The 17,383-nt window shown below is 44.0% G+C and carries 10 protein-coding genes and 1 pseudogene; 7 read left to right on the top strand and 4 right to left on the bottom strand.

From position 1 onward, the window contains the following. From F6K52_RS16680 to F6K52_RS16665, 4 genes and pseudogenes are all read left to right on the top strand, one after another. Positions 1-264 (top strand): annotated as a pseudogene (locus F6K52_RS16680) (hypothetical protein); the annotation flags it as partial. After that, positions 261-7,355 (top strand): hypothetical protein, encoded by a 7,095-nt coding sequence (locus F6K52_RS16675; protein WP_293079519.1) that lies wholly within the window; start codon positions 261-263, stop codon positions 7,353-7,355. The pseudogene F6K52_RS16680 and the gene F6K52_RS16675, both read left to right, overlap by 4 nt. 171 nt (positions 7,356-7,526) lie before the next feature. Next, positions 7,527-9,803 carry a right-handed parallel beta-helix repeat-containing protein gene (locus F6K52_RS16670; RefSeq protein WP_293079517.1) on the top strand — a complete coding sequence of 759 codons (2,277 nt, stop codon included), beginning with the start codon at positions 7,527-7,529 and terminating at the stop codon, positions 9,801-9,803. A 258-nt stretch (positions 9,804-10,061) separates the two neighbouring features. Further along, on the top strand, positions 10,062-12,809 hold the full coding sequence (locus F6K52_RS16665; RefSeq protein WP_293079515.1) for a DEAD/DEAH box helicase: 2,748 nt from the start codon (positions 10,062-10,064) through the stop codon (positions 12,807-12,809). A gap of 11 nt (positions 12,810-12,820) precedes the next feature. Here the strand turns inward: F6K52_RS16665 and F6K52_RS16660 are convergent, their stop codons facing one another. The 4 genes from F6K52_RS16660 to F6K52_RS16645 form a co-directional block, all read right to left on the bottom strand. After that, positions 12,821-14,032 (bottom strand): transposase, encoded by a 1,212-nt coding sequence (locus tag F6K52_RS16660; RefSeq protein WP_293079513.1) that lies wholly within the window; start codon positions 14,030-14,032, stop codon positions 12,821-12,823. 525 nt (positions 14,033-14,557) lie between these two features. Beyond that, the gene (locus F6K52_RS16655; RefSeq protein ID WP_293079511.1) at positions 14,558-14,737 is read right to left on the bottom strand and encodes a hypothetical protein; all 180 of its coding nucleotides are present in this window, start codon (positions 14,735-14,737) and stop codon (positions 14,558-14,560) included. A 150-nt stretch (positions 14,738-14,887) separates the two neighbouring features. Beyond that, positions 14,888-15,241 (bottom strand): hypothetical protein, encoded by a 354-nt coding sequence (locus tag F6K52_RS16650; protein ID WP_293079509.1) that lies wholly within the window; start codon positions 15,239-15,241, stop codon positions 14,888-14,890. Beyond that, positions 15,231-15,473 (bottom strand): hypothetical protein, encoded by a 243-nt coding sequence (locus F6K52_RS16645; RefSeq protein ID WP_293079507.1) that lies wholly within the window; start codon positions 15,471-15,473, stop codon positions 15,231-15,233. Before F6K52_RS16645 ends, F6K52_RS16650 begins: the two co-directional genes overlap by 11 nt. A 480-nt stretch (positions 15,474-15,953) precedes the next feature. Here F6K52_RS16645 and F6K52_RS16640 point away from each other — a divergent pair, with 480 nt between their 5' ends. The 3 genes from F6K52_RS16640 to F6K52_RS16630 all read left to right on the top strand — a co-directional run bounded on the left by F6K52_RS16640 (position 15,954) and on the right by F6K52_RS16630 (position 16,762). Then, a complete protein-coding gene (locus tag F6K52_RS16640; protein ID WP_293079505.1) occupies positions 15,954-16,157 on the top strand; it encodes a hypothetical protein in 204 nt (67 codons plus the stop codon). A 70-nt stretch (positions 16,158-16,227) separates the two neighbouring features. Continuing rightward, positions 16,228-16,377 carry a hypothetical protein gene (locus F6K52_RS16635; RefSeq protein ID WP_293079503.1) on the top strand — a complete coding sequence of 50 codons (150 nt, stop codon included), beginning with the start codon at positions 16,228-16,230 and terminating at the stop codon, positions 16,375-16,377. A gap of 97 nt (positions 16,378-16,474) precedes the next feature. Beyond that, positions 16,475-16,762 carry a hypothetical protein gene (locus F6K52_RS16630; protein ID WP_293079501.1) on the top strand — a complete coding sequence of 96 codons (288 nt, stop codon included), beginning with the start codon at positions 16,475-16,477 and terminating at the stop codon, positions 16,760-16,762. Positions 16,763-17,383 lie beyond the last annotated feature (621 nt).

Raw genomic sequence — 17,383 nt, 5'->3', positions numbered from 1 at the left:
GGAGTTCCTAATGCGGTGATCTTTATGGAAAACGGTAACCGAATTACTACTGATGCCAATGGTCTGTTCTCGGTTAAGAACGTTCTACCGGGATACCACACTGGAGCTTTAGACCTGACTAGCCTTCCAGGTTACACCCTAGCTCCCAATACCCATTTCAGTGAAGGCAACAGCCAATCGAGACTCGTGCGTTTAGAGCCTGGTGGTATGGCACGCATGAACTTTGCAGTCACTCCGACCTTCAACGAAGAGGATCAGCAATGAAACTAACTAATAAGTATAACATATCTTGTAAACTACAGCTAATGGGAGCGATCGCTGGTAGCGTCACCATGGTGCTGTATCCTGCGATCGCTGAAGCTGAATCAAGCCAAGCAGCAGAGGATAAATTACCAGTCATTGACCTGAATCCAAGTCAACTACCTAGTCTTGATCTCAAACAAGAACCGATCCTCAGCTTCAATCCCGGTCTGGTTCCTTCCCTAAACCAAAATGAGCGATCAACAACAATTGGTCTAAGACAGCGTTCCAGTTTTAACATCAACGATGGACAATTTCCTAGGGTCGATCTCAGGTCAGATCAACGTTTTAGGCTCAACCTGAAACGAGAACCTATCGTTAGTTTCAACTCCACTCTGACTCCTTCACCAGTCCAACAGACAGAGCCCTCCTCAGACATCGCCCTCGCACCTGTAGTGGACTTGAGTAAAGGTTCGCTACCTAGTTTTGCTCTACTGCCTGGTCAACTACCTCAGCTGAATTCACCAAAAGCTCTACTTAGCTTACTAGACCTGAAACAACAGCAAGGGGTTAGTCTTAACAATAGTGTTAATACTGAAGCTATAGAAACTATACCGATTGACCATAGGTCACGCTACGCGAACGCGCCAAGTCGGTCAGATACTGATATTGCTTATGCACCTGGTATTGATATCCAACTCGAACAATTACCGAACTTTGCTGTTAATAGTGAATTCCCTAACTTAAATTTAAGTAATGCTAAATTAGACAACCTTCAACTGCCCTCCCAGCAAAGGGTTAGTCTCAATCCCAATATCAATACTGAAGCTAGACAAACTATACCGATTGACCGTAGGTCACGCTACGCGAACACACCAAGTCGGTCATCTACTGAAATTACAATAGCAGCTAGTATCGACTTCCAAAAGGGAGAATTACCTGAGTTTGGGGTTAATCGTGAATTACCGAAGATAGATTTAACTAACGATAAGTTAGATAACCTTCAACTGCGTTCGCGTAGCGTGGCCATAGGCCAATCGCTCCAACGGGTTAGTCTCAACAACAGAGTTAATCGAGAAGTTAGAGAAACTATACCGATACCAGCAAGTCAGTCAAATCAAGAGATTGCGATTGACCGTAGGTCACGCTACGCGATCGCATCTAGTATCAATTTCCAACAGGGAGACTTACCTGAGTTTGCGGTTAATCGTGAATTACCGAAGATAGATTTAAGTAACGATAAGTTAGATAACCTTCAATTGCGCTCCCAGCAAAGGGTTAGTCTCAATCCCAATATCAATACTGAAGCTAGACAAACTATACCGATACCAGCAAGTCAGTCACCTACTGAGATTGCGATAGCAGCTAGTATCGACTTCCAGCAGGGAAAATTACCTAACTTTGAGGTTAATCGTGAATTACCGAAGATAGATTTAACTAACGATAAGTTAGATAACCTTCAACTGCGCTCCCAGCAAAGAGTTAGTCTTAACAATAGTGTTAAGACTGAAGCTAGACAAACTATACCGATACCAGCAAGTCAGTCAAATCAAGAGATTGCCATTGCAGCTAGTATCGACTTCCAGCAGGGAAAATTACCTAACTTTGAGGTTAATCGTGAATTACCTAATATCGATTTAAGTAACGATAAGTTAGATCAGCTTCAACTGCGCACGCCCCAACGGGTTAGTCTCAATCCTACGGTTAATCCTCAAGCTAGAGAAACTATACCGAAGGCGGAAACTCAGTCAAATCAAGAGATTGCGTATGCACCTGGTATTGATATCCAAATTGGAGACTTACCCAACTTTGAGGTTAATCGTGAATTACCTAATATCGATTTAACTAAAGATAAGTTAGATGACCTTGAGCTGCGTACCCCCCAAAGGGTTAGTTTTAATAGTATCAATAATGAAGCTAAAACAACTATACCGATACCAGAAACTCAGTTAGACCAAGACATTGCGTATGCACCTGGTATCGATATCCAAGTGGGAGACTTACCCAACTTTGAGGTTAATCGTGAATTACCTAATATCGATTTAAGTAACGATAAGTTAGACAATCTGGAGCTCCGTAGTCCCCAAAGGGTTAGTTTTAATAGTATCAATAATGAAGCTAGAGAAACTCTACCGAACGCGGAAACTCACTCAAATCAAGAGATTGCGTATGCACCTGGTATCGATCTCCAAGTTGGAGAGTTACCTAACTTTGAGGTTAAGCGTGAATTACCTAATATCGATTTAAGTAACGAGAAGTTAGACAACCTTGAGCTGCGTCCGCCCCAAAGGGTTAGTTTTAATAGTATCAATAATGAAGATAGAGAAACTCTACCGATTCCAGAAACTCAGTTAAATCAAGACATTGCGTATGCACCTGGTATCGATATCCAAGTCGGAGACTTACCTGAGTTTCTAGTTAATCGTGAATTACCTAATATCGATTTAAGTAACGATAAGTTAGATAACCTTGAGCTGGGTACACCCCAAAGGGTTAGTTTTAATAGTATCAATAATGAAGCTAGAGAAACTCTACCGATACCAGAAACTCAGTTAGACCAAGACATTGCTTACGCACCTGATCTCGATATCCAAGTGGGAGACTTACCCAACTTTGAGGTTAATCGTGAATTACCTAATATCGATTTAAGTAACGATAAGTTAGACAACCTTAAGCTCCGTAGTCCCCAAAGGGTTAGTTTTAATAGTATCAATAATGAAGATAGAGAAACTCTACCGATACCAGAAACTCAGTTAGACCAAGACATTGCTTACGCACCTGATCTTGATATCCAAATTGGAGACTTACCTGAGTTTGGGGTTAATCGTGAATTACCTAATATCGATTTAAGTAACGATAAATTAGACAATCTTGAGCTGGGAATGACCTACGGTCACGCTACGCGAACGCCCCAAAGGGTTAGTTTTAATAGTATCAATAATGAAGCTAAAGAAACTATACCGATTCCAGAAACTCAGTTAGACCAAGACATTGCTTACGCACCTGATCTCGATATCCAAGTGGGAGACTTACCCAACTTTGACCTCAATAGTAATCAATTACCTAACTTAGATTTAACTAACGATAAGTTAGATAACCTGGAGCTGCGTAGTCCCCAAAGGGTTAGTTTTAATAGTATCAATAATGAAGATAGAGAAACTCTACCGATCCCAGAAACTCAGTTAGACCAAGACATTGCTTACGCACCTGATATCGATATCCAAGTGGGAGACTTACCTGAGTTTGAGGTTAATAGTGAATTACCTAAGATAGATTTAACTAACGATAAGTTAGACAACCTTGAGTTGCCATCCCAGCAAACCGTTAGTCTCAATCCTACTGTTAATCCTGAACCAATCCAGCAGATAGAAGCATCACCACCAGTAATTGAACCGAGTCAGGAGCAACTAATTAGCTTTAATCTAAGACAGGAACAACTAGCAAGCTTTGACCTAACAGACAAACAACTCCTCAGCCTCGATTTGACACAGGAGTCATCACTCAACCTTGACCTAAAACCAGTTGAACTTCCAACCATTGCTTTTGCGGAATTAGGAGAAGAGTACCAAGACACTCTCGAAATCGCCAACTACTGGATACGGCAAAGAAGACGCAACCGCAGACAAAGACGCCAACAACGAATAAGAGAATCGACTCCATCTTCTACCTCTAAACCAAAATCATCCTATGTAAAAGTACTTGCCCCTACTTCGGATAAGGTATTAGATATCCCAGCAACTAGCATTATTTTACAATATGCTTTGGGAGCTGAGGTGGAACTTCGGGTCAATGGTAAACTAGTAGACCCCTCCTTCATTGGACGCACAGAAACAGATACACTAACTAATCTTATCACTCGAACTTGGTATGGTATTGTCCTTAGGGAAGGGGAAAATACGATCACTGCCACTATTGCTGGGTCAGATAACGTAATTTCTATACCGGTACAAGTAAGGGGAACACCCGATAAACTGGTTGTGGAAACGCGGGAGGCTCGTATCCCAGCCGATGGACGTTCTCTAGCAACGGTTAAGGGTCGGTTATTGGATAAATTCGGTAATGTCTCTCACCGCGATAGCATTGTTACCTTATACACCAGTGACGGTGAGTTCGTTGGTGTAGACCAAAACCCAGACCAACCGGGATTTCAGGTAGAAGCTCGAAAGGGGCAATTTAGCACTGAACTGCGCTCAGGCTTAGACGCTAAAACCATTCGGATTAGTGCTGCTAGTAATGATTTAGAAGCCTTTACCCAAATGCAGTTTGAAACTGCACTACGCCCGAGTTTAATAACTGGCGTGATCGATATGCGTTTGGGAACTGAAGGGACAGACTTTTTCAAGGGCTTTCGGGACTTTTTACCAGAGGATGAAGATGATGACACTAAATTTGACATCCGATCCGCTGCTTTCTTCACTGGAAGCCTTGGGGATTGGTTAATTACTGGGTCATTTAATACTGACCATGCTTTGAACAAAGGCTGTAATTGTAATGATAGTAATCGGTTATTTCGCGAGTTCCAATCCTCTGAACAAGACTATCCCGTTTACGGTGATAGTTCGACAGTGGATGTAACTACTCCTTCTATAGATAATGTCTATCTGAGGCTAGAACGCTCTGGTACAAAAATAGGAATAGAAGCGGACTATTTGATGTGGGGGGATTACAACACTGAGGAGTTTTCTAGACGCTCTCAGCTATTTACTTCCACGAGGCGCAAACTCCATGGCTTCAAGACTAATTACAACTTTGGTAAGTTTCAAGTTACTGGATTGTTCGCCAATAACGTGGAAGGCTTCCAGCGGGATACGATTGCCCCTGATGGTACTAGTGGTTTTTACTTTCTGTCTCGGCGACTATTGGTTCCTGGTTCAGAAGAGGTTTACATCGAGTTAGAAGAACTACAGCGACCTGGTACTGTAATTCAACGAGAACGTCTCAGTAGGGTCAGTGATTATGAAATTGACTATGACCGTGGCACCTTATTGTTCAACCAACCAATTTTACGTACTGACTTGGATGAAGAAGGACAAGTCTTAGTGCGGCGGATTGTTGTTACTTATCAATTTGATGGGGATAGCCAAGATACTAATATTTACGCAGGTCGGTTTCAATACAACTTCTCTCGGGAACTTAATCAAGAGAGTTGGCTCGGCGCTAGCTATCTACGGGAAAATCAGGGAGCTAGAGACTTTGAACTTTATGGTGTGGATGGTTTGTTCTCCTTTGGGGAGAATGTTCAATTAATCACAGAATACGCTCACTCTACCAATGATTCTGACGAATTAGGCTTAGTAAGTGGTTCAGCCTACCGCGTGCAACTAGATGGGAAATTTAGTGATGCTTTCTCCGGTAAAGCTTATTTGCGCTCCACTGAAACTGGCTTTGCCAATAACGCTACCGTTAGCTTTGTTCCTGGTCAAACCCGTTATGGTGCTCAGTTTCAGGCCAAAGTCACTGATACCACTAATTTTCGGGTACAGGTAGACCGGGAAACTAACCGAGGTATAGCTCCCCGAGTTGTTAATAGTTTCGGTGATTTATTCGACCCGCGTACCGAACCTCAGGCTGGTAATCGGGTGGATAATTCTTTAACTACTGTAATTGCAGGGATTAAGCAACGTATTGGTCCGGGTAGCCTCCAACTCGACTGGGTGTTTCGCGACCGCGAAGACCGTAAAGATGACTCTAGAAGTCGTACATCTAATCAGTTGCGATCGCGTTTTAAGATGCCCTTAACTGATAGGCTCACTTTTCAGGCTCTCAATGAACTAACTCTATCCAGCGAAACCGATTCAGTGTATTCAGACCGGACTGCGATCGGATTAGACTGGCGAGTGTATCGAGGAATTACCATCAATGTCGGACAACAATGGTTTACCCGAGGACAATTTGAGGGGCAGGAAATTACTCATCTTGGTATCAGTGGCGATTACAATCTTGGCTCTGATACCACTATCTCTGGACGTTACTCTATTGTTGGCGGATTAGATCAGATGACCGGTCAGGGCGCTATCGGCTTGAAGCAGGGCTGGACGATTTTCCCTGGTATGCGACTAAACCTTGCTTATGAGCGGGTATTAGGTAACTTCCTTGGAGAAAATGCTGCTGCTGATCAGTTCAGTCAACCCTATGCTTTTGGTCAAGGAGCCTCAGCCCTTGGATTTGAGAGTGGAGAAAGCTACAGTATCGGTTTTGAATTCACTGACAGTCCCGATTTCAAAGCCAGTTTCAAATGGGAGCATCGTTCTTCTAATCGTGGCAACAACACTGTTATCACTGGTGCCGCCTCTGGGAAATTGTCTCCTGCTATAACTGCTTTGTTTAGTTATCGACAGGCGAATGGTGCTAATCAAAGAATTAGGAGCCGATTAGGAAATTCGATCAATCTCAGGCTAGGTGTTGCTTACCGCAATCCCGCAAGCGATAACTTTAACGCTTTAATGCGCTATGAGTTTCGCCAGAATCCTGCTACTATTCCCGACACGATTTTATTGGGCAGTGGTAGTGGTTATAACGAACATCTATTTTCCGGCGAAATGATCTATGCTCCCAACTGGCGATGGGAATTCTACGGTAAATATGCTTTGCGTTATAGTAGATCCTATTTATCCAATGATTTAATCGGAGATAGCACCATTCATCTCGGTCAAGTCCGAGCATCCTATCGTTTAGGCTACAACTGGGATGTAGTCGGTGAAGCTCGCTTGATCTCTCAACCTTCAGCAGACTACTTTGAAAATGGCTTCCTGATTGAAACTGGCTACTACCTAACTCCTAGTCTGCGCCTTGCTGCTGGATACGCTGTTGGTAATATTGACGACTACGACTTCCGTGGATCTCGTTCCGCCAGTGGTCCTTATTTAGGACTTACTGTAAAACTTGATGGGCTGATTGGTAATCTATTTGGCGGCTTTGGCAATCAAAAGGTAGCACCACCCCAACAGCAGGAATCTCAAACTGAATCCATTGTTGAAAATAATCAAAACCAAGATAATCCCAAGAAAATTAACCAACCTGTGGTTGAAGAAGGGCTAGAAGACAACAGCAAACCCCTTTCTAAGGACAAATCAGAAGACGACAACACACAAGCAAGAATAATAGAAAAAAAATAGTATTTTCGGGTACTTGACAATTGGTAGTTTGAGTATAATTATCGATTAATCATGACATTTTTATTATTAATTACCAGAAATATATAGTTTATAATTAACTATATATAGTGTCAGGCAATCAACCATAATAAAACTATTTATCAGTATATTAATCTTTAAAACAAAGCAGCTATGACTCCAAATATAATTACCTCAAAATCAAAGTCAGAATTGCCACTAAAACTATCAAAAAAAAATTATGACAATTCTAGATTAAGTTTGTTTTTTAATAAAAAAAAAGAAAAGCCTAGAGTTATCCAAAAAAAACAGGATATACCTAGTTTATTATCAAGCCTAGGCTTAAAAGGGTTGATCGATACTGTTACCTTTTGCTTTTTGCCGTTTGCCGTTTGCTTTTTGCCGTTTGCTTTGATTAAGCCAGCCCTAGCCCAAGCAAAACCATCACCCCTAAAAGTAGTGGTCAATAGCAACCAAGATGGTTCAGTAAAACCAGACAATAACTTAACCCTTAGGGAAGCTATTAACCTGATCAACGGCACATTAACTCTAGACCAACTCAGTGCAGCAGAAAAATCTCAAGTAGAATCCCTAAGTTCCCCAGCACGGTCAACAATAGAGTTTAATTTACCTGCCCAGCAAACTACTATTCGTTTGGTAGAACACTTACCTCCCATCGCGACTGCTGGAGTGATCGTAGATGGCACAACCCAACCTGGCTATAACCGAGATCAATCAGCTACTGCCGAGATTGAAATCCCGATTCCATTGGTGACAATTACTCCAGCGGAAACGGTAGAGATTTTTCAAGGTTTGACAATTATTAATGATGATGTGACTATAAAAGGGTTGAGTATATATGGATTTAACGGTCGGCACCAAGCAACTGTCATCTCAACACCAGCAGACATATTGATTTCCGATCGGCTGCCACCCAACTACAACGGTCAGTTTGCTGATGGTCAGTTTGCTGCCGACAAACCTCCTCAATCGGTGATTATAGAAAACACTTGGCTAGGTATACCTCCGGATGAGACTATGCCATCAACCATGTCAGCTTTTGGGGTATGGGTGTTTAGTGGCACAGGAGTTACCATCCGGCGTAATCGAATTGCTAATCATGACGGTAGCGGGATTATTACCTCCGACCAGGCGAGGGAGCTACAGATTACCGAAAATATTATCGTTGGTAACGGGATGGCTGGGATGTCAGATGCTATTCGTCTAGAGGGTAATATTGACAATACTACTGTTGAGTCTAATTTAATTTGCGGCAACGACGGCAGCAGTGTGTACCTATTTAAACCTACCGGTGCTGTCAGCATTCGGAATAACCAAATTAAGTATAATGGACGCCGCTTACGTCGGGCTGCCATATATTTGATGGGAGATGATCATCAAGTTATTGGTAACCAAATCACTAACCAACCGGGACCAGGAGTAGTGGTTGCTGCTTATCCAGAAAGCGATCGCAATATCATCCAAGATAATCAATTTGCGGCTCTCGAAGGGCTGAGCATTGACCTAGTCACTAGAGACAACACTGGACCAAGGCATTATCAAGTGGGTGATGGACCAAACCCTAAGCGAGACTCTCCTAACCGTAGGCTAGACACTGGGAATAATGCTGTAAATACACCTCGGTGGTTAGCGGTAGAGTTTTTTCAACGGGATGGTCAGGTCAGTTTGGATGGGTTAGCTGACCCTGGTTCTGAGGTAGATATCTATCTTGTAGACCAGGTTTCCCCAAAAACCCCTGGGTATGGTCCCTTGAGCAGGAAGATTGCTACAGCCGAAGCAGATCAAGAAGGGAAGTTTGGGATTAGTCTTAGTAATGTCCAGCCTGGGGATTACCTGAGTGCGATCGCAACTCACCCAGACTACGGTACCTCTGAACCAGCTGTGACTGTAGTAGTAAGTGCTCTTGATGATCAAGGGAATAGTATCGAGACACGCTCAGCAACAACTCTACCGAACACAGCAAAGCCCCAGTGTACCAGCCGTCCAGTCGCCAGGGTTCCGATACAACCACAGTCCCCACAAATACCTGAACCCTTGGTGTTGAAAGTACCTAGGGTCATTCATTTTGCCCTTGACCAATCCAGAATTAGTCCTAGAACTGCGGCAGTACTCAACCAGATTGCCAGAGTATTGCAAGAGTATCCCTTCATGACCATTGATATTCAGGGACATACTGACTTCCGTGCTACTGTGGAATACAACCAAGCCTTGGGATGGCGGCGGGCCAAGGCAGCACGGGATTACCTGTTGCGTCTAGGAGTTGGGCCAGAACGGATGACTATTCGCTCCTTTGGTGAAAGCGAGCTGAAGACCACAGGAACTACATCAGTGAATCATGCTCGTAATCGTCGGGTAGAGTTTATTTTCCAAGATGTTAGGGGTTTGGACATTATCTTGGTAGAACAGGAGGAAGACTTACAAGTCGAGTAACATACCGATTTATATGGATAATCCCTTATCGGAATAGTTTTTGTTAATAGCCTCAAACCCCTGTCCTACAAGACTTTTAGTTGGTATCGCTCTTTGTTAGAGGAAACAACTACCTATAAATACACCAGGGGTATCTTGATTAAAATGGTGTAAACGCTCTCAACTAATTACCTGGCATACAATCAAGATATACAACCAATGGACTATGTAATTACAACCAATACCTAACGATCATATACCTTATTGGAAAAACCTTGTGTGAATATTGCTACTTCATCAGTAGACCTTAACCCGAACAACCTATTTCCCTTTGAACTCGACGAGTTCCAAAAACAGGCAATTGAGGCTCTCAATGATAGTAAATCAGTAGTTGTCTGTGCTCCGACTGGTTCTGGGAAAACCTTAATTGGGGAGTATACCATTTATCGTGCTTTGTCTCAAGGAGGACGTGTGTTCTACACCACCCCCCTCAAAGCGCTCTCCAACCAGAAACTAAGGGATTTTCGGGCAAAATTTGGCGCAGACAAAGTCGGTCTAGTTACCGGTGATTCCTCGGTCAACCGGGAAGCTTCCGTGTTAGTGATGACTACGGAAATCTTCCGTAATATGCTCTATGGGACCCCAATTGGTCAAGTGGGAGCCTCGATGCTAGGGGTTGAGGCGGTCATCCTAGATGAATGTCACTACATGAATGACCGACAACGAGGCACGGTTTGGGAAGAATCAATTATCTATTGTCCGCCAGATATCCAAATTGTTGCCCTCTCCGCCACTGTTGCCAATTCTGACCAGCTGACCGACTGGCTGAATCAAGTTCATGGCTCCACTGAGCTGATTTACTCTAACTTCCGACCTGTTCCTCTAGAGTTTTACTTTGCCCATCCCAAGGGAATTGTCTCCCTGCTGAATGACGACCACACCAAGATTAACAACTCCCTCAAAACCAGGCGTCCTAAAAGCAAAGACAAACATGGACGTCCGGAAGGCCCCAGCATTAGCTCTGTGGTGAGCAAACTAAAAAAACGGGAGATGTTACCAGCTATTTACTTTATCTTTAGCCGCCGAGGCTGTGATAAGGCAGTAGATGAGATGGGTCCACTATCCCTGGTCAATGAACAAGAAGCAGCTCGACTCAAGAAACGGATTGATGAATTTATCAGTAAGAATCCAGAAGCAGCTCGTACCAAACAAATTGAACCCCTCTACCGAGGTATAGCTGCCCATCATGCTGGAATTTTACCTGCTTGGAAAGGTCTAGTGGAAGAACTATTCCAACAAGGACTAGTTAAGGTGGTCTTTGCTACAGAAACTCTAGCAGCAGGAATTAATATGCCTGCTCGTACCACGGTTATTTCCAGTCTATCTAAGCGTACTGACCGAGGACACCGGCTACTGACTGCTTCGGAATTTTTGCAGATGGCTGGACGAGCAGGAAGGCGAGGGATGGATACCAATGGCTATGTGGTTACCGTGCAAACCCCCTTTGAAGGGTCTAAGGAGGCGGCTTATCTGGCAACGGCTGGTGCTGATCCCCTAGTTAGTCAGTTTACCCCTACCTATGGTATGGTACTGAATTTGTTGCAAACTCACTCTCTTCCTCAAGCCAAGGAATTAGTTGAACGCAGCTTTGCTCAGTACCTAGCTACTTTGTACCTCAAACCTCAACAACAGGCAATTACTGAACTGACTGCGGAACTGACCAGAATTGATTTTCAACTGGCACCGGTAGATGTGGCAGTAATGGAAGGCTATCAAAAACTGAAGGAACACCTGAAAGTAGAGCGCCGCATCCTTAAAGACCTGCAACACCAAGCAGAGGCATCTGTTTCTAAAGCTGTATCCCAATTACTACAACAGGTGCAACCGGGAGTCATTCTTTATCTCAAGGGCAAGAATGTGCCAGTGTCTTCTCCTGTTCCAGCTGTTTTGGTGGCTAAACAAAAGGGTTCCGGTCAATTCCCTTATCTGGTGTGCTTAAGTGCTGCTAACCGATGGTATGTGGCAACAACTGCTGATGTGATGGGGTTAGATGGCTTTCCTGAAGTGGCCGATGACCAAGCATCCAATGGCTCTACGGAAGATCACTCAACCGGCTCAACTCAAGGTGAATCCTCTGACATTATTAATCTTCGATGCCTTGATATTGGAACTCTCCAGCCTTTAGAGGGACTTGAGATTAAACCAGGTCAAGTCAAAAGCGGAAATGAAGATACTGAAGCCTTGGCTAACCAAGTTCCCACCATTGCTCAACTCTGGGTTGCTCCAGAAGTGAGGGAGCAACAAGGTGTTGTTGGTGATCTAGAGGGTCAAATGGAAACCCATGCTCTTCGTCAGTGGGGTAATCCTTCTCAACTGATCAAACGCCACAAAAAACGGTTGTTTTTGCAGGAGCAAATTAACCAACGTCAAGCTAAATTCCGAGAATACCAGGCTCAGCATTGGCACGAATTTCTCAACCTGATTGAAATTTTAAAAGCATCTGGTTCTTTGGAGGACTTAACTCCCACTGTTCTGGGGCAAGTGGCTGCTTCGGTTCGGGGAGAAAATGAGTTGTGGCTAGCCTTAGCCATGCTGTCGGGAGAATTAGATGACTTAGACCCCCACCAACTGGCAGCAGCTTGCTCTGCTATAGTTACCGAAACCCCTAGACCGGATAGTTGGACAAACTATAAACCAAGTGAGGAAGTGCTAGAGGCATTGGCAAACCTCAGGAGGATTCGGCGTCAAGTATTTCAGCTACAGCGCCGATATCATGTCGCCTTACCGGTTTGGTCAGAGGATAGGTTAATTGGTCTAATAGAACAGTGGTCCTTAGGCAAATCCTGGCGGGAGATATGCGGTAATACCAGCTTAGATGAAGGGGATGTGGTGCGCATTTTACGTCGAACCTTAGATATATTATCCCAAATTCCCCATGTGTTGCCTCTATCAGAGTCTTTAAAAGCTAATGCGATTCGTGCTGCTCAGTTACTTGACCGCTTTCCGGTTAATGAAAGAGTGAATTGACACTCCCCGACCTAAAGGCGCGGGGATTCTTCGTTCAACGATTCGACTTGCTGAACCTGGCCGGAACCAAGAGCAGTAGAGGTTAAATCTCCCGAAGTGTTCGGATCGATGATCCAGGTTCCGGTGTGCCCCACCGTACCCAAGGCTTTTTTCAGGATGTTGACTGCGGCGTTGTGGTCTCGGTCTAATTTACAACCACATTTGCAGACGTGAGTCCTAGTTGATAGGGACTTCTTGACTACCTCGCCGCATTCTGGGCAATTTTGACTTGTATAGGCAGGATTCACTGCAACCGTGACTCTACCAAACTTCTTGCCAAAATGCTCTAACCATTTCCTAAACTGATACCAACCTGCATCGTTAATAGACTTAGCTAAACAATGGTTTTTAACCAGATTTTTTACCCTCAAATCTTCATAGGCGACCAGGTCGTTAGACCGGATTACGCAACGTGCCAGTCTCTTGGCATGTTCTTTACGCTGCCTACTTATTTTGAGGTGCTGTTTACCTAATCTATTAACGGCCTTCTTACGGTTAGCAGAGCCTTTCTTTTTTCGAGAAACTCGACGTTGGTAAAACTTTAGTCGCTTTTCTCCTTTACGGTAAAATCTGGGATTGGGTTCAGTGTTTCCCCTAGAATCGGTATAGAATTCTTTTAGTCCTACGTCCAATCCTACAGTAGCGTCAACCGGGTCTAATTGTTCTTCGTTCGTCACAGAGATGAAAAACTGAACATAATAACCATCAGCCCTTTTAAAAATGCGAACCCGTTTGATTTGCTTTTTGTCAAAGCGCCATAAGTCCCAGGTACCCTTGAGTTTTAACTTCCCTATTCCTTTCTTGTCACTGAATGTAATTGTTTTATTGTCAGGGGAAAGTTTCCATCCTGATTGTTTATACTCAACCGACCTACAGTGTTTCTGAAAACGAGGATAGCTTTTCTTGCCAGGTACTTTTTTCTTGCAGTTTTCAAAGAAGCGAGAAATTGATGACCATGCTCTTTCAGCCGCAGCTTGTCGAGCAGTAGAGTTTAGTTCATTGGCAAACGGGAATTTTTTAGCTAGTATTTTGCAGTACTTGCTAAGGTCGTATTTCCCTGTCCCTTTGTTATCTATCCATAAACGAATGCAGCTATTCCGGATAAATTTAACCGTCCGAATTGCTTCGTTTATAGCTTGATATTGATGGGGTTTACCGTAGGCTTTAAACTCAAGTATGATCATCAGAACTCGACCTCTTCTGTTATCTAATTACGCTAACACAATTAGCGTAATATGTCAAGTACAAACAAAAAGGGAGCAGGGAGCAGCTCACAGGGGTAGGTTTTTAACAAAAACGTGAGGTGTAGGGTGTGGGTTGTGGGGTGTGGGGTGTGGGGGATAAGACAATATACTTAATTGTCAGCCATGCAAAGCGCGAGTGGGGCAAACCCCCGCAGGTTGGGCTTTGGTGAGCAAACCGCATCTAATTATTAAATTCCCTTGATTGTCGCACCATTAGCATCGCTTTCTTATGCCCACACCCCACACCCCATCCCCTACACCCCACACCTGAGGTCAAAGTAAAAAACCTACCCTTATGAGGGACCAGGGAGCAGGGAATAGGGAATAGCGATCGCTTAATCAAGACAGGGAATCAAGGTCAAAGAATAATGTACCTCATAACTGCGATAAACGCTACAATCAGTTATCAAAAAACAACTTTTTTCTAGGTAATCTCCCTGTTCCCTGTTCCCTGTTCCCTGTTCCCTATTCCCTATTCCCCACATCAAAAACAATTATAAATTCCGCATCCGGCATTAATCGTTTCAGAGCCCACAAATGTCCTTCCGCATCCGATCGATTGCGGAAGCGAGCAACAACAACTCGCTGCATTTGGGGTAACAGCCTAATGACCACCCACGGATGAAGGCGTTCACAATAACTCATAATCAAATTGTCTCCTTTTTTAGGGGAGCCAGAGCTAGCCCGTTGATTTTGGACACTCGCCGGGCTAGCTCTTGACTCTGGGCGTCTCAGCGCCCACTGTTATACTATAGCACAAAAACATTACATTATAACATATATTGAAAAATTTTGTTACAAAAAATATATTGAAACTGGCAAGATGCCAGTTCTACTGCCAGTTTCAATATCAGTAGAGTGGGCATCCTGCCCGCGCGACCATAACCATGACACTGGCAAGATGCCAGTTCTACAGCTTGATGCCCGCGCGACCATAACCATGACACTGGCAAGATGCCAGTTCCACAGCTTGATGCCAGTTCTACAGCTTGATGCCAGTTCTACCGCCTGATCAATATCAGTAGAGTGGGCATCCTGCCCGCCCGACCATAACCATGACACTGGCAAGATGCCAGTTCCACAGCCTATTGCCAATTGCCTCTTGCCTCTTGCCTCTTGCCTCTTGCCTTCCCCACCCTTACTCCCCACGTAAATCCTTCAACACCTCTTCCGTAAAAGGATTCTTACCAGCCCGGAGTTCATCTATCCATTTCTGCCGTTTTGCTTTCGACTTATAATTGTCGGTCCAGTCTACAAATGCCTGAAAATCTGATATGGCTCCTGCGGTATCCCAAGTCAGAGCCCTAGCTAAACCACGACTATCCAAAATAAATAAATATCCAGGTACTTTGGCTACTGCTTTTTCACAGGTATCGATCACGTCAGCAGCATATCCATGGAGACTACCAAACCAACAGATTTCATTAACTTACACTTGTTACCCAGTGTTGATGTCCTTGAAACAGTGCTAATTGATTTCCTTCTAAATCCCAAACTCTGACCTGACTGCCTGACACAAGTGCTCGAAAGCCTACAAGAACGGCATCTTTACAAGCTCAGCTTATGCCCGCAAAAGAACCAGGATTGGTTGGTGTACCCTACGGACAATCCAAGGGCGATTGGCCGTAGTCCACGCTACGCGAACGAAATATTCAAGTGCCATTAGGAGCAGCCTTGGTGCTGGGGACAAGGTTTTGAGTCAAAAAGGGTAGAGTGGCATGAGAAGCTAGACTTACTACAAAAACAGCCTTTTTCTGATGTCAAACTCTACCCGTCTCTATAGTCAACAGGACTTAGGCAAGTAAACTATATATAGCGTGCTTGCCTAAGTCCTGTATGTGTAATTTGTTGTGGTCGAGCAGTGCCTCTGTTGTGGCGGGTGGTAGAACATAGCAGCGCCACTGTCAAGTTCCGGGAGTACAAACCACTGTTGCGCAAGCGGGCGTGGTTCTTAAGTCTTCACCCCGATGTGATGCTGAAAGCCCTTCGAGGCAAAGCCAATCATAACCTGATGAGTTGGTTGCAAGCCAGTGGAAGGCATTACTGCCTACGGTTCCGAGCGTGATTTACTGCTCCATGGCCCTCGCCGCTATCCCCAATAACTCAGTTATCTTTGGCCGACCTGAGCAGAAGCGGTGTTCTATCACAATATAGGCTTGTGGGAGGATGGAGAGCATCATTGTAACTTGGTACTAGCTACTGTCAAAGGTGTCAAAGAACCAAAGGCTGTTATTACTGATGAATCTCCTGCTTTGAAGACTTTGTGGCAATACGCACAGCGGTAAGGAGTCGAAGAGTTGTTTCAAGGGTAGCAAGTCAGGAGCTTTTGAACTGGAAGATTCTCGGATTAACTCGGCCGAAGCATACGAAGCGCTAATACCATTGTGGCCGCTTTCGCTCTCCAAAACAGCACTACTATTTGTCTGGCTGTACAACTTGCACCGCTTGCGTCAAATTGTTTGTCCCCATTGGCAGCAACGAGGCATCAGTTATCTCAAAATCGGTCTGCGCTGGCTCAAGGGGGTTCTCAACTTTGGACGCCAATTATTAACCCCTGTGTTCAAGTTACCCCGCGACCCGCCACCAAGCTTTGCTTCTTTGAAGGCTGATCCGCATTACTACGACCGCATCTGGTTTACCCGTATTCCCTCGAAGCACTGCACCCCTTGATCACTGCCATTTCCCAAGATGTGTCAGGCACTCAGCCTCATGTCTTACTTCTCTCCATTTTTAGCCAGTTAGATACACTTATGCCTTGGTTACATGAGCTGGGTTTTGATTTTTGTATGATCAGGTGCAAGATCTGAGTTTACCCTGACTACTTCTATGAGTTTTTCTATGAGTTTTTCTATGAGTTTTCTATGAGTTTTCTATAAGTTTTATATGAGTTTTTTTGATGAGTTTTTTTGATGAGTTTTTTTGATGAGTTTTTTGATGAGTTTTCTATGAGGTTTTCTATGAGGTTTTCTATGAGGTTTTCTATGAGTTTTATGAGGATAAGAGATATATAACAGGGCTACTATTAAATTGTTCTCACAAATTGATGGGGAGCAGGTCAAAGTTCCAGAACAAATGAACTATGTACCATCAGAGCAAGCTTAAACCCATGAGGGGGCTAGAGATTTAGTACAAATGTTCTGCATAAGTGACATGCTCCCTACTGATGAGCCATTTTTGAAAGGACTACTAATTATGGAAGTACTACTGACCAGAGATTCAAATGATCACCAGAGAGTATTTGCAGAAGTGCAAGGCTACAAGCACGCAAGCAACATCCACAACATCGTCTAC

The sequence above is a fragment of the Moorena sp. SIO3H5 genome (assembly GCF_010692395.1).
Lineage (GTDB): Bacteria > Cyanobacteriota > Cyanobacteriia > Cyanobacteriales > Coleofasciculaceae > Moorena.
This window is presented reverse-complemented; position numbering and strand designations above follow the sequence as displayed.

What these genes read in the sequence shown, in the direction of transcription:
- F6K52_RS16660 (WP_293079513.1), bottom strand. Translation starts at nt 14,032, where the DNA reads ATGATCATACTTGAGTTTAAAGCCTACGGTAAACCCCATCAATATCAA.
- F6K52_RS16670 (WP_293079517.1), top strand. Translation starts at nt 7,527, where the DNA reads ATGACTCCAAATATAATTACCTCAAAATCAAAGTCAGAATTGCCACTA.
- F6K52_RS16675 (WP_293079519.1), top strand. Translation starts at nt 261, where the DNA reads ATGAAACTAACTAATAAGTATAACATATCTTGTAAACTACAGCTAATG.
- F6K52_RS16655 (WP_293079511.1), bottom strand. Translation starts at nt 14,737, where the DNA reads ATGAGTTATTGTGAACGCCTTCATCCGTGGGTGGTCATTAGGCTGTTA.